We start from the raw sequence: 16,792 nt of genomic DNA, 5'->3' as shown, positions 1-16,792 counted from the left end.
CACGGGCCGGGGAGCGCGGTTTACATGCCGTTCACAAACGGGCAACAGGTCCGAAATGCCTGGTTGGCACCGTGAGACCCAGCCGAAACCGCCCGAAGGGACCGACGTTGAGCTACAAGGCCGAGTACATCTGGATCGACGGCACCGAGCCGACCGCGCGGCTGCGGTCGAAGACGAGGGTCCTCGCCGACGGTGCCGACCTGCCGGACTGGGGTTTCGACGGGTCCAGCACGAACCAGGCGCCGGGCGACCGCTCCGACTGCGTCCTCAAGCCGGTGTTCGCGTGTCCCGACCCGATCCGGGGCGGGGACAACAAGCTCGTCCTGTGCGAGGTGTACCTCGTCGACGGGACGCCCCACGAGACCAACACCAGGGCCAAGCTCCGTCCGATCGCCGAGCAGTACGCCGACCAGGACTCCTGGTACGGGATCGAGCAGGAGTACACGTTCTTCAAGGACGGCCGCCCGCTCGGCTTCCCCGAGCGCGGTTTCCCGGCCCCGCAGGGCTTCTACTACTGCGGCGTCGGCTCCGACGAGGTGTTCGGCCGCGACGTCGTCGAGCAGCACCTGGACGCCTGCCTCGACGCCGGGCTGAAGATCTCCGGGATCAACGCCGAGGTCATGCCCGGCCAGTGGGAGTTCCAGATCGGCCCGGCGGGCCCGGTCGAGGTCGGCGACCACATGTGGATCGCCCGCTGGCTGCTGTACCGCATCGCCGAGGACCACGACGTCTCCGCCACCCTGGACCCGAAGCCGGTCGAGGGCGACTGGAACGGCGCGGGCGCGCACACGAACTTCTCGACCAGGGCCATGCGCGAGGGCTACGACGCGATCGTCACGGCGTGCGAGGCGCTCGCGGAGAAGGCGGACGAGCACGTGGCCGGGTACGGCGCGGACATCGAGCGGCGGCTGACCGGCATGCACGAGACGGCGGCGTGGAGCGAGTTCAGCTACGGCGTGTCGGACCGGGGCGCGTCCGTGCGGATCCCGTGGCAGGTCGAGGTCGAGAAGCGCGGCTACATCGAGGACCGGCGGCCGAACGCCAACGTCGACCCGTACACGGTGACCCGGCTGATCACCGGCACCTGCTGCGCGGCGCTGGAGCGGGCCGGACAGGTCTGACCGGACGAGGCCACGGCCCCCGAGGGAGCGACCGCTCCCCTGGGGGCCGTCGCGTTTTCCCAGGTCAGTGGGCATAACCGGGGCTCGTCCAGGCAAGCCGGTCCGGCAAGCATCGGCAAAATGTCAGCTTGAGGGAGTTCCGCCCCACGGTGCCGGGTAGCACCCCTACGTTCGCACCGGGGGAGGGGAAGATGCCCGATTCGTCATTCGGGCGGTACTCCGGCGGCCCGCACGGCAGGCGCGCCGGCCGTACCGCGCCACGGCCCTGGGAGCGGTCGATCCGGTGTCCCGCCACGGCGCGGCGGCGCCCGCCGGAGACGGCCCCGGTCCGGCGCTACCAGGACTACGCCGCGCTGCACGAGCGGATCTCCGCCTCCGCCGGGCCGCCGCTGCGCCCGCTCTGGTGGACGGGCGTCTGCGCGGCGCTGACCGCGGGCATGCTGGGGTTCGCCGCGGTGGTCGGGCTGCGCACGACGTTCGGGACGGAGGTCCCGGTGTTCGCGGGCGGGCACACCTCCGCCGCGCCCGCCGCGACGAGCTACGCGCTGTGCGCGATGGCGGGAACGATCCAGGCGACCGCGCTGATGCACCTGCTGCTCGCGTCGGCGGCGCGTCCGGTCCGGGCGTTCGCGTGGATCGGCGGGTTCGCCGTCCTGCTCCTCGCGATCCTGCCGCTGACGATGAACGGGCCGTTCGACGCGGCGCTCGCGACGTCCGGGCTCAACCTCGTCGGCGGGACGGCGGTGGTCGTGCTGCTGTCCGCCGTGGTGGCGGGCACCCGGCCGTTCACCTGGGAGTCCGCCCCCCGGCCCCGCCGCCGCCGGCCCCGCTCCCGCTGAGCGCGTCCCCTAGGGGACGACGGTGACCGGCCAGCGGCCCGTCCGGACCAGTCGGACGGCGACCGACCCGATCAGCCGGTGCCCGGCCTGCGCCGACGCGCCGACCACGACGACGTCCGCGCGGGACTCGTCGGCGACGCGGGCGAGCACCGTGTACGGGTCGCCGGGCTCGGTGACGAACTCGTACCGGACCTCGGCGCGCCCGGCGGCCTCCTCCAGGTTGCGGCGCAGGTCGGCGGCGACGTCGTCGGCGGTCTCCCGCATCGCGGCCGCGCCGCCGGGGGTGAGCGCCGACAGCGACGACACCGACGCCACGTGCACGGCGATCAGCCGCGCCCCGTTGCGGCGCGCGAGGCCCCACGCGTAGGCGCCCGCGCGCAGCGACGTCTCGGACCCGTCCACGCCGGCCACGATCACCTTCGGCCCGTCGACGCCGTACTCGAACCCCAATGCGATCACCTCGGGCGCCAGCGTAACCACCCCCGCCCGCGCGCCCCGCCCGCGAGCCCTGTTCAGGTGCGGGTGAAGCGGTCCAGGAGGTCGTCGAGGGCGAGGGAGCCGCCGTCCAGGGCCGCGTACATGTCGTCGATCTCGGTGTAGCCGAGTTCGCGCGCCACCGCGAGGGAGTCGCCGCGGGCCTCGGCGGAGAGCAGGTCGACGTCGCGCCGGGCCAGGGCGCGGACGAGGCGGCGGCGGCCCGCGTCCGCGGCCTCCTCGGCGTGCCGCCGGGCGAGGCACTGCTGGATGTGGACGCGGGCGGGCACCGTGACCGCGAAGCCCAGCCAGTCCTCGGACGGCGTCCCGCCCGGGTCGGTCAGGATCTCGATGACGTTCCCGCTGCGGACCTGCACCGACATCGGCGCGAGCCGTCCGTTGACGACGGCGCCGATGCAGCGGTCGCCGATCCGCGGGCCGAGCGCGTAGGCGAAGTCGAGCGCGGTCGCCCCGGCGGGCAGCGGGACGATGTCGCCGTCCGGGGTGAACGCGGCGACGTTCCCGGCGGCGAGGTCGGTGCGCAGCCGGTCGAGGAACTCGGCGGACGGCGCGTCCGACTGCCAGGCGAGCAGGCGGCTCAGCCAGACGAGGTCGCGGCGCTCGGTGACCGCGGCGCCCGCGCCGCCGCGCGCGTCCCGGATGTGCGCGACGATCCCGTACTCGGCGACCGGGTGCATCGCCCGGCTCCGGATGATCACCTCGAACGGGTCGCCGTCCGGGCTGATCACGCGGGTGTGCAGCGACCGGTACAGGTTGTCCTTCGGCGTCGCGATGAAGTCGCGGACCTGCCCGGCCACCGGGTGGAGCGCGGCGTGCACGGCGCCGAGGGCGATGTAGCAGTCGCGTTCGGCGCCGTCCACGAGCAGCAGCAGCCGCGCCGCCTCGCCGGGCCGCAGCCCGGCGAGGTCGCCGCCGGACGTCTGGTGCACCGCGTACAGGTGCGACGGCCTGACCCGCACCTCCGCCGCCACGCCGTGCTCGGCGAGGGACGTTCCGAGCAGCGCCGTCGCGGGCCCGAACGCCCCGTCGGCGCCGCGCAGGGCGCGCCGGACGGCCCGCGCGGTGGCGGCGTGCGCGCCGGGGTCGCGGGCGGCGAACGCGAGGTCGTCCATCTCCCGCTTGAGGACGTGGATGCCGAGCCGCTCCGCGAACGGGACGAGCAGCTCGTGCGACGCCTTCGCGATCCGCTCCCGCTTGTGCGGCGGCTGGAAGCCGAGCGTGCGCAGGTTGTGCAGCCGGTCCGCCAGCTTGATCACCAGGACCCGCAGGTCGGCGGCCGCGGCCAGCACGATCTTCCGGAACGTCTCGGCCTCGGCCCGGTCGCCCCACCGCTCGCCGTCGAGCTTCGTCACGCCGTCGACCAGGACCGCGATCTCCTCGCCGAACTCGGCGCGCAGCTCCCCGAGCGTGTAGGGGGTGTCCTCGACGGTGTCGTGCAGCAGCGCGGCGACGAGGGTCCGGGTGTCGAGGCCCATCCCGGCGAGGATCAGCGCGACGGCCAGCGGGTGGGTGATGTACGGGGCGCCCGACTTGCGGAGCTGCCCGCGGTGCAGCCGCTCCGCGACCGCGTACCCGCGCAGCAGCTCCGCCTCGTCCGCGCCCGGGCAGGCGGCCCGGTGCGCGGCAAGCAGCGGCGCGAGGGCGGCCCGCACGGGGTCCGGGCCGCCGGACGCCTCCCCTCGACGCGCCGGCGGCCGGAGCCGTCCGATCGCCGGAATGAGCGTCGCCATCACGCACCCACCTGGCCCGACGCCCGTCGCAACGCCGCTACGGGCTGTGACCGCCATTATGCGGGAAATTCTCGGCCGAGGCGAGACCCTGGTCAGCGGCGTCCCACAGCGGTCAGGTCGGCGGACCCGCCCGCGATCGGCGGAAGACCGGAATCCCCGTTGAGGGTCAACGGACGGTTCAAAGTCCTTTGCGGCGCCGCCATGGGCGGGCCCGGTGGTGTGTCGTCCCGGTTTCCGGACGGTCACCGACCGTAGTCTGGCGCACCGTTGTCACGGGCCCGCGGAGGGCCGGCGGACGTCGGGGGGCAGTGCATTGGCGGCGGACGAGTACGGACAGGGGCCGGGAGACCGCCCCCGGCCCGGGACCCGGCCAGGGATCATCGGGGTGACCCCGTTCGGCCGTCCCGTGCCGGGGCTCGCCGTGGCGGTCGCGCGGGCGGGCGGGACCGGGGTCCTCGACCTCGGCGCCGACCGGGCGGCCGCGCTCGCCGCGCTCGCGGACGTGCGGCGCTGGTGGACGGGCCCGTTCGGGGTCCGCGTCCCGGCCGGGTGCCGGGTGCGGCCCGGCGAGCTGCCGGATGCGGTGGACACCGTCCTCGTCGACGCCCCGCTGCTGCGCCCGGACGGCCTCGTGGACCTCGCCGGGTTCGCCCGCGGCCGCCGCCTGGTCGTCGAGGTCGTCGGGCCGGACGAGACCGCCGCCGCCGTCTCCGCAGCTCGCGGCCTCACCGGGGACGTCGCGCTGATCGCGCGCGGCTCCGAGGCGGGCGGGCGCGTCGGCGGGCTGAGCACGTTCGTGCTGCTCCAGCGGCTGCTGGCGGATCCGTCGCCGAACGTCCCCGTGTACGCGGCGGGCGGGATCGGCACGCACTCGGCCGCGGCGGCGGTCGCGGGCGGCGCGGCCGGGGTCGTCCTGGACGTGCAGCTCGCACTCGTCCGGGAGATGGACCTGCCCGCCGACGTCGTGTCCGCGCTGAAGGCCATGGACGGCGGCGAGACCGTCGTCGTGGACGGCCACCGCGTCTACACCCCTCCGGTGGTCGGGCCGTCCGCCCCGGCCCGGCTGGGCGCGCAGCCGCTGCCGGTGGGCCAGGACGGGCCGCTCGCCGCCGCGCTCGGCGGCCGGTACAAGACCGCAGGGGGAGTGGTGCGGGCCGTCCTGGACGCGATCGACGCGCACCTGCGCGCCGCCGTCCGCGCCGAGCCGCTCATGCGCCGCGACGGCGCCGACCCGGTCGTCGTGCAGGGGCCGATGACGCACGTCAGCGACGGTTCGGCGTTCGCGGGCGCGGTCGCGCAGGACGGCGGCCTGCCGTTCCTCGCGCTCGCCCTCATGGACGGCGACCGCGTCCGCCACCTGCTCCGCGAGACCGCGGCGCGGCTCGGCGGACGGCCGTGGGGCGCCGGCGTCCCCGGGTTCGCGCCGCCGGAGGCGCGGGCCGCGCAGCTCGCCGCCGTCCGGGAGAGCGCGCCGCCGTACGCGCTGATCGCCGGGGGCGGCCCGGCGGAGGCCGAACCGCTGGAGGCGGCCGGGATCAAGACGTACCTGCACGTCCCGTCGCCAGACCTCCTCGACCGGTACCTCGCGGGCGGCGCCCGCCGGTTCGTGTTCGAGGGCGGCGAGTGCGGCGGCCGCGTCGGGTCCCGGGCGAGCCTCCCGCTGTGGGACGCGCAGGTCGAGCGGCTGACGGAGTCCGGGATCGACCCCGCCGAGCTGTCGGTGATGTTCGCGGGCGGGATCCACGACGAGCGGTCCGCCGCGATGGCGGCGGCGCTCGCCGGGCCGCTCGCGGAGCGGGGCGCGGACGTCCGCGTGCTGATGGGCACCGCGTACCTGTTCACGTCCGAGGCGGTGGCGGCGGGCGCGATCCTGCCCGGCTTCCAGGACGCGGCGCTCGGCTGCGACACGACGGCGCTGCTGGAGCTCGCCCCCGGACACGCCGTCCGCTGCGCCCGCACCCCCTACGTCGACACGTTCTACGACACCCGCCGCGAGCTGGAACAGGCCGGGACGCCGCGCCGGGAGGTGCGGCGCCGCCTGGAGAAGCTGAACCTCGCCCGCCTCCGCGTCGCCAGCAAGGGGCTGCGCCGCGCCGCGCCGGTGGACGCGGCGGCGCAGCGGTCCGACGGCATGTTCATGATGGGCGAGGTCGCCGCGCTGCGGACGGCGACGACCGCCGTCGCGGCGCTGCACGAGCAGGTGACGTCCGGCGCGACCGCGCTCCTCGCCGCCCGCGCCGCCGAACTGGGCGTGGGACGCTCCGCCCCGGCGGCCCCGGCCCGTGCGGTCGACGTCGCGATCATCGGGATCGGGTGCGTCCTGCCCGGCGCGGCCGACGCGGACGCCTACTGGGCGAACGTCGTCGGCGGCGTCGACTCCGTCACCGAGGTCACCCACTGGGACCCGGAGATCTACCACGGGCCGTCCGAGGAGGGGAGGACGCCGTCGAAATGGGGCGGGTTCCTCCCGGACGTGCCGTTCGACGCGCTCGCCCACGGCATCGCGCCGGACGCGCTCGGCCGCGTCGAACCGGTGCAGTTGCTGGCGCTGGAGGTGGCGTCCCGCGCGCTGCGCGACGCCGGATACGCCGACCGCCCGTTCGACCGCTCCCGGACGTCGGTCGTGTTCGGCGCGGGCGGCGGCGGCGACCTCGGCGACGCCTACGGGATACGGGCCGCGCTGCCGTCCTACTACGGCGAGGTCCCGCCCGCGTTGGACGCTCGGCTCCCGCGCCCCACCGACGACGCCCTCTCCGGCGCGCTGACCAGCGTGATCGCCGGGCGGATCGCGAACCGGCTCGGCCTCGGCGGCGCGAGCCACACCGTGGACGCCGCGGGCGCCGCGTCCCTCGCCGCGCTCGACGCCGCCTGCAAGGACCTCGCCGCCGGATCGAGCGACATGGTGCTGTGCGGCGGCGCCGACCTGCGCACCGGCATCCGGGACTACCTGCTGTTCGCGTCGGCCGGGGCGCTGTCGCCGTCCGGGCGGTGCGCCGCGTTCGACGCGTCCGCCGACGGTGTCGCGCTCGGCGAGGGCGTCGCGTGCGTCGTGCTGAAGCGCCTCGCCGACGCCGAACGCGACGGCGACCGGATCTACGCGGTGGTCAGGTCGGTCGCCGGTGCCGGTGACGGAGGCGGGCTCGCCGCTGAGGGGCGGCGGCTCGCGCTGAGCCGCGCCTACGAGCGCGCCGGGGTCTCGCCCGCGTCGGTCGGGCTCGTCGAGGCGCACGGCACCGGCTCCGAAGCCGACGACCGCGCCGAGCTGGCCGCGCTGAACGCCGTCTTCGCGGACGCCGCGCCGGGCGCCGTCACGCTCGGCTCGGTCGCCTCGCAGATCGGGCACGCCGGGTGCGCCGCCGGGCTCGCCGGGCTGGTCAAGACCGCATACGCGCTGCACTCCGGGGTCCTGCCGGGGACGCTGCACCTGTCCGAGCCCAACGCCGCCTGGACGCCGGACGGCCCGCTCGCGTTCGGCGCCGCCGCCCGCCCGTGGGCGGCCCCGCCGGGTGAGCGGCACGCGGGGGTGAGCGGGTCCGGGTTCGGCGGGACGAACTTCCACGCCGTGCTGTCCGGGTACGGCGGCGCGCCGGAGCCGGTGTCCGGGCTCACGGAATGGCCCGCCGAGCTGTTCCTGATCCGCGCGGCCGACCGTGCCGCCGCGCGGGACGAGATCGACCGCCTGCTGGCCCTGCTCGACGGTGGCGGCGACGGCGTCGGCGGCCCGCCCCGGCTCCGCGACCTCGCCCGGACGGCCGCCGCGCTGGACGGGCCCGTCCAGGCCGCCGTCGTCGCGACCGGCCCGGGCGACCTCCGCCGCGCGCTCACCGCCGCCGCCGAGTTCCGGTCGGAGCCGGGCGTGTTCGTCCCGTCCGGCGAGCCGGGGCAGGTCGCGTTCCTCTTCCCCGGCGAGGGCAGTGAGCGGCCGAACATGCTCGCCGGACTGTTCGTGGCGTTCCCCCGTCTCCAGCGGCTGCTCCGCCTCGACGGCGGACGGCCCGCGCCCGCGATGTTCCCGCCCGCCGCGTTCACCCCCGAGGACGTCCGGCGGCAGCACGCCGCGATCACCGACACCCGGGCCGCGCAGCCCGCCCTCGGCATCGCGGGGCTCGCGGTACACCGGCTGCTCACGGCGCTCGGCGTCCATCCTGACCTCGCCGCCGGGCACGGCTACGGCGAGCTCGTCGCGCTCTGCGCCGCCGGAGTGTTCGACGACGCGGACCTGATCGAGCTGAGCTCCGCCCGCGCCGAGGCGATCCTCGCCGCAGCCGGGAACGATCCAGGCGGGATGGCCGCCGTCGCGGCGCCGCTGCACGCCGTCCGCGAGCTGCTGGCGGGATCGTCGGAGGTGGTCGTCGCCGGTCACGACGCGCCCCGCCAGGTCGTGATCGCCGGGACGTCCGCCGGGCTGGAGGGGGCGCTCGCCGTCCTGTCCGGGGCGGGCGTCGCGGTGGAGCGGCTGCCGGCGGCGTGCGCGTTCCACAGCCCGCTCGTCGGCGCGGCGTCGGCGGACCTGCGCGCCGAGCTGGCCCGCCGCGACCTGCGCTCGCCCGCGTTCCCGGTCTGGGCGAACACGACCGCCGCGCCCTACGACGCCGACCCCGCCGAGCTGGCGGTGACGCTCGCCGGGCAGCTCGCCACGCCCGTCCGGTTCGTGGAGCAGGTCGAGGCGATGTACGCGGCGGGCGCCCGCGTCTTCGTCGAGGCGGGGCCGGGGCGCGTCCTGACCGGGCTGGTCGGCGAGATCCTCGGGGAGCACCCGCACACCGCCGTGAGCTGCGACGCGCCCGGCGAGGACGCCCTGACACGGTTCCTGTACGCGCTGGCCGAACTCGCCGCCGCCGGGGTGCCGGTCGACCCGCTGCCCCTGTTCGCCGGACGGGACGCACGCCCGCTCTCCGGCATCCCCGCCGCGAGACCGGGCTGGGTCGTGAACGGCCATCTCGTCCGGACGGCGGACGGCGGCTACCCACCGGGCGCGCTCCGGCCCGCCGAGCGCGTCCAGGAGGATGACGCGGCGGGCGGGTCGGAGGCCGCCGTCCTTGAATACCTGCGCGCGGGACGCGAGATGATCGCCGCGCAGCGCGAGGTCATCCTGCGGCACCTCGGCGCGATCCCGCCCGACGTGTCGGAGCCGGGGCCCGGGCCCGCCGACGTGCCCGCGCCGCGTCCGGTCCTGCCCGGCGAGACACTGCCCGGCGAGACGCTGCCTGACGAGACGCTTCCCGGCGAGACGCTGCCTGATGAGAGGCTGCCCGCGCCGGTGGAGGCGCCGCGCGACGACTACGTCACCGTCCCCGAGGTGATCAGCGCGCCGATCGCCCACTCCGAGGCCGAGGCCATGGTCGATGCCGTCGCGCCTCCGGCGCCGGTCGTCCCGGCGCAGGCGTGCGGGCCCGAGCCGACGACACGGCCCGGCGTGGTCCGCCAGGTGCCGCGCGTCGTCGAGCTGGACGCGCTGCCCCGCCCGCCCGAGTCGGGCACCGCGTTCACCGGACGCGGCTTCCAGATCGTGGACGACGGCTGCGGCGTGGCACTTGAGCTGGCCGTCCTCCTCGAACGGCACGGCGCGCTGGCGCGGACCGTGCACGACGTCGAAGCGGACGCCGACCACTGCGACGGGCTCGTCCACCTGGCGGCGCTGCGGCCGGGGGAGCCGGGCGTCCTGCCGCGGGCCTACGGCGGGATCCGCCGCGCGCTGGCGGGCGGGTTGCGCTGGCTCGTCGTCGCGAGCGGCGCGGGCGGGACGTTCGGGCGCCGCTTCGCCGGAGGCGGCATCGGCGACCCGGCCCCCGGCGCCGGGCTCGGCGGCCTGGCCCGCACGATCGCCCTGGAACATCCCGAGGCGCACGTCCGGGCCCTGGACGTCGACACAAAGGAAACGCCCCGCGCGATCGCGCAGCGGATCCTCGCCGAACTGCTCAACCCGGACGGGCCGGTCGTCGTCGGGCACGAGGGCGAGCGGCGGAACGGGCTGAGCGTCGTCCCGGCGGACCTGGACGGCGACCCCGCCCCGCCCGTGGCGCCGGACGGCGTCGTCCTCCTCACCGGCGGCGCCCGCGGCGTCACCGCGCGCCTCGCGCTCGAACTGGCCCGCACGAGCGGCTGCCACCTGGAGATCATCGGCCGGACGCCGGAGCCCCGCGGCGTGCCCGCGTTCCCCGCCGCCCCGGACGAGCCCGCGCTGCGCCGCACGCTCGTCGCCGAGGGGAACCGGCAGCCCGCCGAGATCGAGGCGACGATCCGCACGGTCCTGGTCGAGCGGGAGATGCGGCGGAACCTGGACGCGCTGCGGCGGCACGCGGCGTCCGTCCGCTACCACGCGGCGGACGCGCGCGACCCGAACGCCGTCCGCGGCGTCGTCGACGACGTCTACCTCCGGCACGGGCGGCTCGACGGCGTCGTGCACGGCGCGGGCGTCGTCGAGGACCGCCTCGTCCGCGACAAGAGCCCCGAGTCGTTCGACCGCGTGTTCCGGACGAAGGTGGACGGCGCGTGCGCGCTGGCCCAGGCCGTCCGTCCCGACCTCGGGTTCCTCGTCGTGCTCGGCAGCGTCGCGGGCGTCCACGGCAGCCGGGGGCAGGCCGACCACGCGGCGGCCAACGACGCCTGCGACACGCTCGCGCACGTCTGGCGGACGCGGCTGCGCGGCCGCGTCCTCGTCGCCGACTGGGGCCCGTGGGCGGGCGGCGGCCCGGCGACGCCGGTGCAGGCGCGGTGCGGCGGGGGCCTGATCGACCCGGACGCGGGCGCCGCCGCCCTGCTCCGCGAGATCGCGCACGGCCACGAGACGCAGGTCGTGTTCACGGGGGCCGTCCGGTGACCCGCCGGGCGGACGCGGCGCGCGAGCCGATCGCGATCGTCGGCGCCGGGGCGGTGTTCCCCGGCGCGGGGTCGGCGGCCGAGCTGTGGCGCAACGTCCTCGCCGGGGTGGACGCGATCACCGACGTCCCGGCCGGGCGCTGGGACCCGGCGCTCTACTACGACCCGGACGCCTACGACCGCGCCCCGGAGAGCGACCGCTTCTACTGCAAGCGCGGCGGGTTCGTCGACGAGCACGCCACCGTCGACCCGGCCCGGCTCGGGATCACGCCCGCCGCCGTCCCCGGGATGGAGCCCGACCAGTTGCTCGCGCTGCGCGCGGCGGCCGCCGCGATCGCGGACGCGGGCGGCGACGAGCGGCTGCCCGACCGGTCCGGGATCGGCGTGGTCGTCGGGCGGGGCGGCTACATCACCCCGGGAGTGGCGCGGTTCGACCAGCGGGTCAGCATGTCGCACCAGGTCGCGGGGCTGCTCGCGGAACTGGTGCCCGAGCTCGGCCCGCGGCGGCTGGAGGAGATCCGGCGCGCGTTCCGCGCCCGGCTCGGCCCGGACGGACCGGACGCGCCGACCGGGCTCGTCCCGAGCTTCGCCGCGTCCCGCATCGCGAACCGGTTCGACCTGCGCGGCCCCGCCTACACGCTGGACGCGGCGTGCGCGTCGTCGCTGCTCGCCGTCGAGCACGCCGTGCGGGCGCTGCGCGGCGGGCAGGCCGACGCGATGCTGGCGGGGGCCGTCCACCACGCGCACCACGTCACGGTGTGGAGCGTGTTCAGCCAGCTCCGCGCGCTGAGCCCGTCCGGGACCATCCGCCCGTTCGACCGGTCGGCGGACGGCACGCTCCTCGCGGAGGGCACCGGGATCGTCCTGCTCAAGCGCCTGTCGGACGCCGAACGCGCCGGGGACCGCATCCACGCGGTGATCGTCGGGGTCGGGTCGTCCAGCGACGGGCGCGCGACGAGCATCATGAGCCCGCTCGTGGACGGCCAGGTCCTCGCCGTCGAGCGGGCCTGGCGGGACGCGGGCCTCGACCCGGCCGAGCCCGGCGCGGTCGGCCTCGTCGAGGCGCACGGCGCTGGGACCCCGGCGGGCGACGAGGCGGAGCTCGCGACGCTGCGCCGCGTCTTCGGCGCGGACGGCCCGCCGATCGGGCTCGGCACGGTCAAGTCGATGATCGGGCACGCGATGCCCGCCGCCGGGATCGCCGGGCTGATCAAGGCCGCGTACGCGCTGCGCGACGGCGTCCTGCCGCCGACCCTGCACGTGGACGACCCGCATCCGGCGCTCGCCGACGGCCGCCTGCGGCCCGTCCGGGAGGCCGCCGAGTGGGAGCGCGGACCGGGTCCGCGCCGCGCCGCGGTCGACGCGTTCGGGTTCGGCGGCGCGAACGCGCACGTCGTCCTGGAGGAGCCGCCGTCGTGCCGCGCCCGGCGCCGCCGCGCGCCCGTCCCCCCGCCCGCGTCTTCGTCGGCGGAGGAGGAGGGCGTGCTCAGGCTCGCCGCCCGGACGGCGGAGGAACTGGCCGCCGCGCTCGCCGTCCCCGACGAGGAGCTGCTCGCGCGGGTGCCGGAGGCCGCGCCCGACCTCCCGTGCCGCCTCGCCATCGTCGCGCCGACCGCGCGCAGGCTCGACCTCGCGCGGGCGGTCGTGCAGCGCGGGACGCCGTGGCGCGGACGCAGCGACGTCTGGTTCGCGCCCCGCCCGCTGCTCGCCGAGGGCGGGCGGCTGGCCTTCCTCTTCCCCGGTTTCGAGCCCGCCTTCGACCCCCGCGTGGACGACGTCGCCGCGCACTTCGACCTCCCGCGCCCCGTCCTCACCGGACGCACCGACCTGCCCGGACACGCCGCCGACGTGCTAAGCGTCGGCCGCCTCCTCGCCGCCGCGCTCGCCGAACTCGGCGTCGAGCCGGACGTCGTCGCGGGCCACGGCGCCGGTGAATGGACGGCGATGACCGTCGCCGGGATGTGCGAGCCGGGCGCGGTGGAGGCGTTCGTCCGCTCCCTCGACGGGGAGGCGCCGGACGTTCCCGACGTCCTCTACGCGGCGCTCGGCTGCGGCGCGGACCGGGCGGCCGACGCCGTCGCCGGACGCCACGGCGTCTACGTCAGCCACGACAACTGCCCGCACCAGTCGGTCGTCTGCGGCCCGCCGGACGCGGTGCGCGACGTCCTCGGACGGCTCGCGTCAGAAGGCGTCCTCTGCCAGGAGTTGCCGTTCAGGCCCGGGTTCCACACGCCGCTCGCGGAGGCGTACGGCGAGCGGGCGCGGCGCTCGTCCGAGGCCCTGCCGATGCGGGAGCCGCGCGTTCCGGTGTGGTCGTCGACGACGGCCGCGCCGTACCCGGGGGAGGCCGCCGCCGTCCGCGAGCTGGCCGTCCGGCACCTGCTCGAACCGGTCCGGTTCAGCGAGCTGGTCGAGGAGCTGTACGGCGCGGCGCATGTCCGCGCGTTCGTGCAGGTCGGGCCGGGCGGCCTCACCGGGTTCGTCGCCGACCGGCTGGACGGGCGCGAGCACCTCGCCATGGCCGCCAACGCGCCGAAACGCGACGGGACGGCCCAGCTCCGCCGCGTCGTCGCCGCGCTGTGGGCCGAGGGGTACGGGACGTCCGCGCCGCCGCCCGCGCCCGCCGGGGGCGTCCGGCTCGACCTCGGCACGCCGCTGGTCACGCTGGGCGGCGCCGTCCCGCCGCTGCGCCTGGCGCCCGAGATGCCGTCGCTGCCCGCGGACGATCCCGTCCTCGCCGAGCTGGAGGCGCTGCTCAACGACGCGGCGGCCGGGGCGCAGTCCGTCGTGGAGGCGTTCGGCGCCGGACCCGCCATGGGGGCCGCGGTCCCGTCGCCGGGGCCCGCCGAGCTGTCCGCGTCCCGGGTCTTCTCGCTGGACGCCATGCCCTATCTCGCCGACCACTGCGTGTTCCCGCAGCCCCCCGGCTGGCCCGACCCGTCGGACCGGTTCCCGATCGTCCCGCTGGCGACGCTGCTGGAGGTCATGGCGGAGACGGCGCGGGAGCTGCTGCCGGACCTGGTGGTCGTGGGGTTCGAGCACGTCCGGGCCGTCCGCTGGGTCGTGGCCGCGCCGCCGACCACCGCCGACATCACCGCTTACCTCGTGGGCGAGGGCGACCGTCCGCGCAAGGTGAAGGTCGTCGTACAGGGCCACGCGGACGGGACGGTCCTGCTCGCCGAACGCTACCCGCCGCCGTCCGCGCCGGACCGTACGCCGCTGACCATCGAAGGCCCCCCGATCGTCACCGCCGAACGCCTCTACGAGGAACGCTGGATGTTCCACGGCCCGCTCTTCCGCGGCATCAAGGAGATCACGGCGCTGGCGGAGGACGGCGTGCGGGCCGTCCTGTCCTCGCTGCACACCCCCGGCGCGCTCCTGGACAGCGCGGGCCAGCTCTGCGGCCACTGGATCCAGGTCTACGGCGACACCAACCAGACCGTGTTCCCTGTGGGCATCGAGCACGTCGCCCTGTACGGGCCGCTGCCGCCCGAAGGCGAACGCCTGGACACGACCATCTGGAACCAGTCCCTGACCGACACGACCATGCGGTGCTCCGCCGAGCTGGTCCGCGAGAACGGGACGGTCTGGGCCCGCGTCGACGGCTGGACGACCCACCGCTTCTACACCGACGAGGCCCTCTGGCGGATGAGGTTCACCGCCGAGGTCTCCGGGACGGGCGAGCCGCAGCCCGGCGGCTGGTGCCTCGCCCGGCGGCGCTGGGACGGCACCGCGTCCCGCGACCTGCTCATGCGCCAGTACCTGCGCGCCGCCGAACGCGCCGAGTACGAGGCACTGCCGCCGTTCGCGCAGGGCACCTGGCTGCTCGGACGGATCGCGGCCAAGGACGCCGTCCGCGACCACCTCTGGCGCAACGGGCACGGGCCGCTGTTCCCCGCCGAGCTCACCGTTCAGTCGGGGGTCTCCGGGCCGGTCGTCACCGGGCCGTTCGACGAACCCCTCCGGGTCTCGATCGCGTCGGACGCCGAACTGGGCGTCGCGCTCGTCCGTCCCGGCGGCGAACCGGCGGGCATCGGGCTCGCCCTGAGCGACTCCGACGGACGGCTCCGCGCGGCCAAGCAGGCGGTGCTCCAGGCCATGGACGACGTCCGGGCCCGCCCGGAGCTCCTCGTGACCGTCGCCGACGCCGAACGGCTCCTCATCGCCGCGGACGGCACGGTCACGACGGTGGAGACCCGCGAACTCGAAGGACACGTCATCGCCTGGACGGTCGCGTCCGGCGGCACCGACATGGAGGAGGCCCGCGCATGAACCCACCCGCACACGACGTCCTGGCCGAGGTCGTCCGCGCGCTGACCGACGTGGTGGGGGAGGACCTCCCGTGCGCGGAGATCGGCCACGGCACCGCGCTCGGCGGCGACCTCGCCCTGGAGAGCATCGAGTTCGTCGCGCTGGTCGACCGGCTCCGCGCCCGCTACGGCGACCGCGCCGACCTGCCCGGCTTCATCGCCGGACTGGACCTCGACGAGATCATGGACCTGACCGTCGGGGACGTGGTCGACCACATCGTCGGGCTGCCGTCCGAGGCTCCGGCGGGCGGCGGGACCGCCCTGTGAGCCGGCGTATCCAGGTCCCGTCCCTGCTGGACGACCCCGGGATCCGGCGCGCGAAGACGCCGGAGCGGCGCTTCCTGTTCGCCGTCCCGCCCCTCGCCGGGCACGTCGAGCCGCTCGCCGCGGTCGCCGCCGAACTGGCCAGGCGCGGTCACAAGGTCGCCTGGACGGGCCACCGCCCGACCCTCGAACGGCTGCTGCGCCCCGGCGCCCGCCTCTTCACCGCCCTTGAGCCGGACTTCGAGGCCCGCCTGCCGGCCCTCCGCGACCGCCTTCTGGAACTGCGCGGGTTCGCCGCCCTCCGCTTCCGGTGGGAGGAGTTCGTCGTCCCGCTCGGGCACGCGATGATGCCGGGCGTCGAGAAGGCCGTCGACCGGTTCCGGCCGGACGTCGTCGTCGCGGACCAGACCGTCCTCGCCGCGCCGGTGGTGGCGCGGCTCCGCGAACTCCCGTGGGCGACGTCGGCGGCGACGTCCGCCGAGTTCTCCCGCCCCCTCGCGCACGTGCCGAAGGTCGAGGAGTGGGTCGGCGAGCGCATCGCCGACTTCCAGCTCCACCACGGCATCGACGACCTCCTCGACCTGCGGTTCTCCGACCACCTCGTGCTGGTCTTCTCCACCGGCGCGCTGGTCGGGGACGTGTCGTTCTTCCCGGACCACTTCGCGTTCGTCGGGCCCGTCCTCGGCCGCCCGGCGCCGAGCGCGTTCCCCTGGGACTGGCTGGACGGACGTCCCGCCGTCCTCGTCTCCGCAGAGGGGGAGCGGTTCCTCCGGGCCGCCGCCGAGGCCGTCCGCGACCTGGACGTCCAGGCGATCTTCGTCGCGCCGCCGGGGACGGTGCCGGACCCGTCGCCGAACGTTCTCGTGCGGGCGCAAATCCCGCGCATCAAACTGCTGGAACGCCTATCCGCCGTCATCTGCCACGGTTCACACGAAACGGTCTGCGAAGCTCTGTCGCACGGCCTCCCGCTGGTGTTGGCCCCGATCCGCGACGACCAGCCGGAAATCGCCCGCCAGGTCGATGCGGCGGGCGCGGGCATCAAGACCCGCTTCGCCCGCGCTCACCCGACCGAACTCCGCGCCGCCCTAATGACCGTTCTGCCGGACGATGCACCACACCGCACCGCCGCCGCCCGCATCCGAGACGACATAACCACCTCGAACGCCCCCGCCGAAGCCGCCGACCAGCTGGAGAAACTGACCTGAACCCCGCCG

Annotated in this window: 8 protein-coding genes; 6 read left to right on the top strand and 2 right to left on the bottom strand. The window is 76.4% G+C overall.

Features of this window, described 5'->3' with window-relative positions; all coding sequences use genetic code 11:
• The first annotated feature begins 107 nt into the window (after positions 1-107).
• Together glnII and FXF65_RS38635 are read left to right on the top strand one after the other, a co-directional pair.
• A complete protein-coding gene (gene glnII / locus FXF65_RS38640; protein WP_148355303.1) occupies positions 108-1,121 on the top strand; it encodes a glutamine synthetase GlnII in 1,014 nt (337 codons plus the stop codon).
• Between the two features lie 191 nt (positions 1,122-1,312).
• Entirely contained in the window at positions 1,313-1,960 is a 648-nt protein-coding gene (locus tag FXF65_RS38635; RefSeq protein WP_148355301.1) for a hypothetical protein, read from the top strand.
• Between the two features lie 9 nt (positions 1,961-1,969).
• Here FXF65_RS38635 and FXF65_RS38630 read toward each other — a convergent pair whose 3' ends face one another.
• Entirely contained in the window at positions 1,970-2,419 is a 450-nt protein-coding gene (locus tag FXF65_RS38630) for a universal stress protein (protein ID WP_148355299.1), read from the bottom strand.
• A gap of 53 nt (positions 2,420-2,472) precedes the next feature.
• Entirely contained in the window at positions 2,473-4,185 is a 1,713-nt protein-coding gene (locus FXF65_RS38625; RefSeq protein WP_148355297.1) for a RelA/SpoT family protein, read from the bottom strand.
• Between the two features lie 385 nt (positions 4,186-4,570).
• Between FXF65_RS38625 and FXF65_RS38620 the strand changes: the two genes are divergently transcribed.
• The 4 genes from FXF65_RS38620 to FXF65_RS38605 are packed head-to-tail and all read left to right on the top strand — an operon-like array spanning position 4,571 to position 16,783.
• The gene (locus FXF65_RS38620; RefSeq protein ID WP_222868972.1) at positions 4,571-11,005 is read left to right on the top strand and encodes a type I polyketide synthase; all 6,435 of its coding nucleotides are present in this window, start codon (positions 4,571-4,573) and stop codon (positions 11,003-11,005) included.
• Positions 11,002-15,276, top strand: coding sequence for a beta-ketoacyl synthase N-terminal-like domain-containing protein (locus FXF65_RS38615; protein WP_148355295.1), 4,275 nt, complete (start codon positions 11,002-11,004; stop codon positions 15,274-15,276). The genes FXF65_RS38620 and FXF65_RS38615 overlap by 4 nt, the downstream gene beginning before the upstream one ends.
• Positions 15,273-15,581, top strand: a complete 309-nt coding sequence (locus FXF65_RS38610) for an acyl carrier protein (protein WP_148355294.1) — start codon at positions 15,273-15,275, stop codon at positions 15,579-15,581. Before FXF65_RS38615 ends, FXF65_RS38610 begins: the two co-directional genes overlap by 4 nt.
• Positions 15,578-16,783, top strand: coding sequence for a glycosyltransferase (locus FXF65_RS38605; protein WP_148355292.1), 1,206 nt, complete (start codon positions 15,578-15,580; stop codon positions 16,781-16,783). Before FXF65_RS38610 ends, FXF65_RS38605 begins: the two co-directional genes overlap by 4 nt.
• Positions 16,784-16,792 lie beyond the last annotated feature (9 nt).

Source organism: Actinomadura syzygii (assembly GCF_008085905.1).
GTDB classification, from domain to species: Bacteria; Actinomycetota; Actinomycetes; order Streptosporangiales; family Streptosporangiaceae; genus Spirillospora; species Spirillospora syzygii.
Note: the sequence above shows the minus strand (reverse complement) of the source record. Positions and strands in the feature narration are given on the sequence as shown.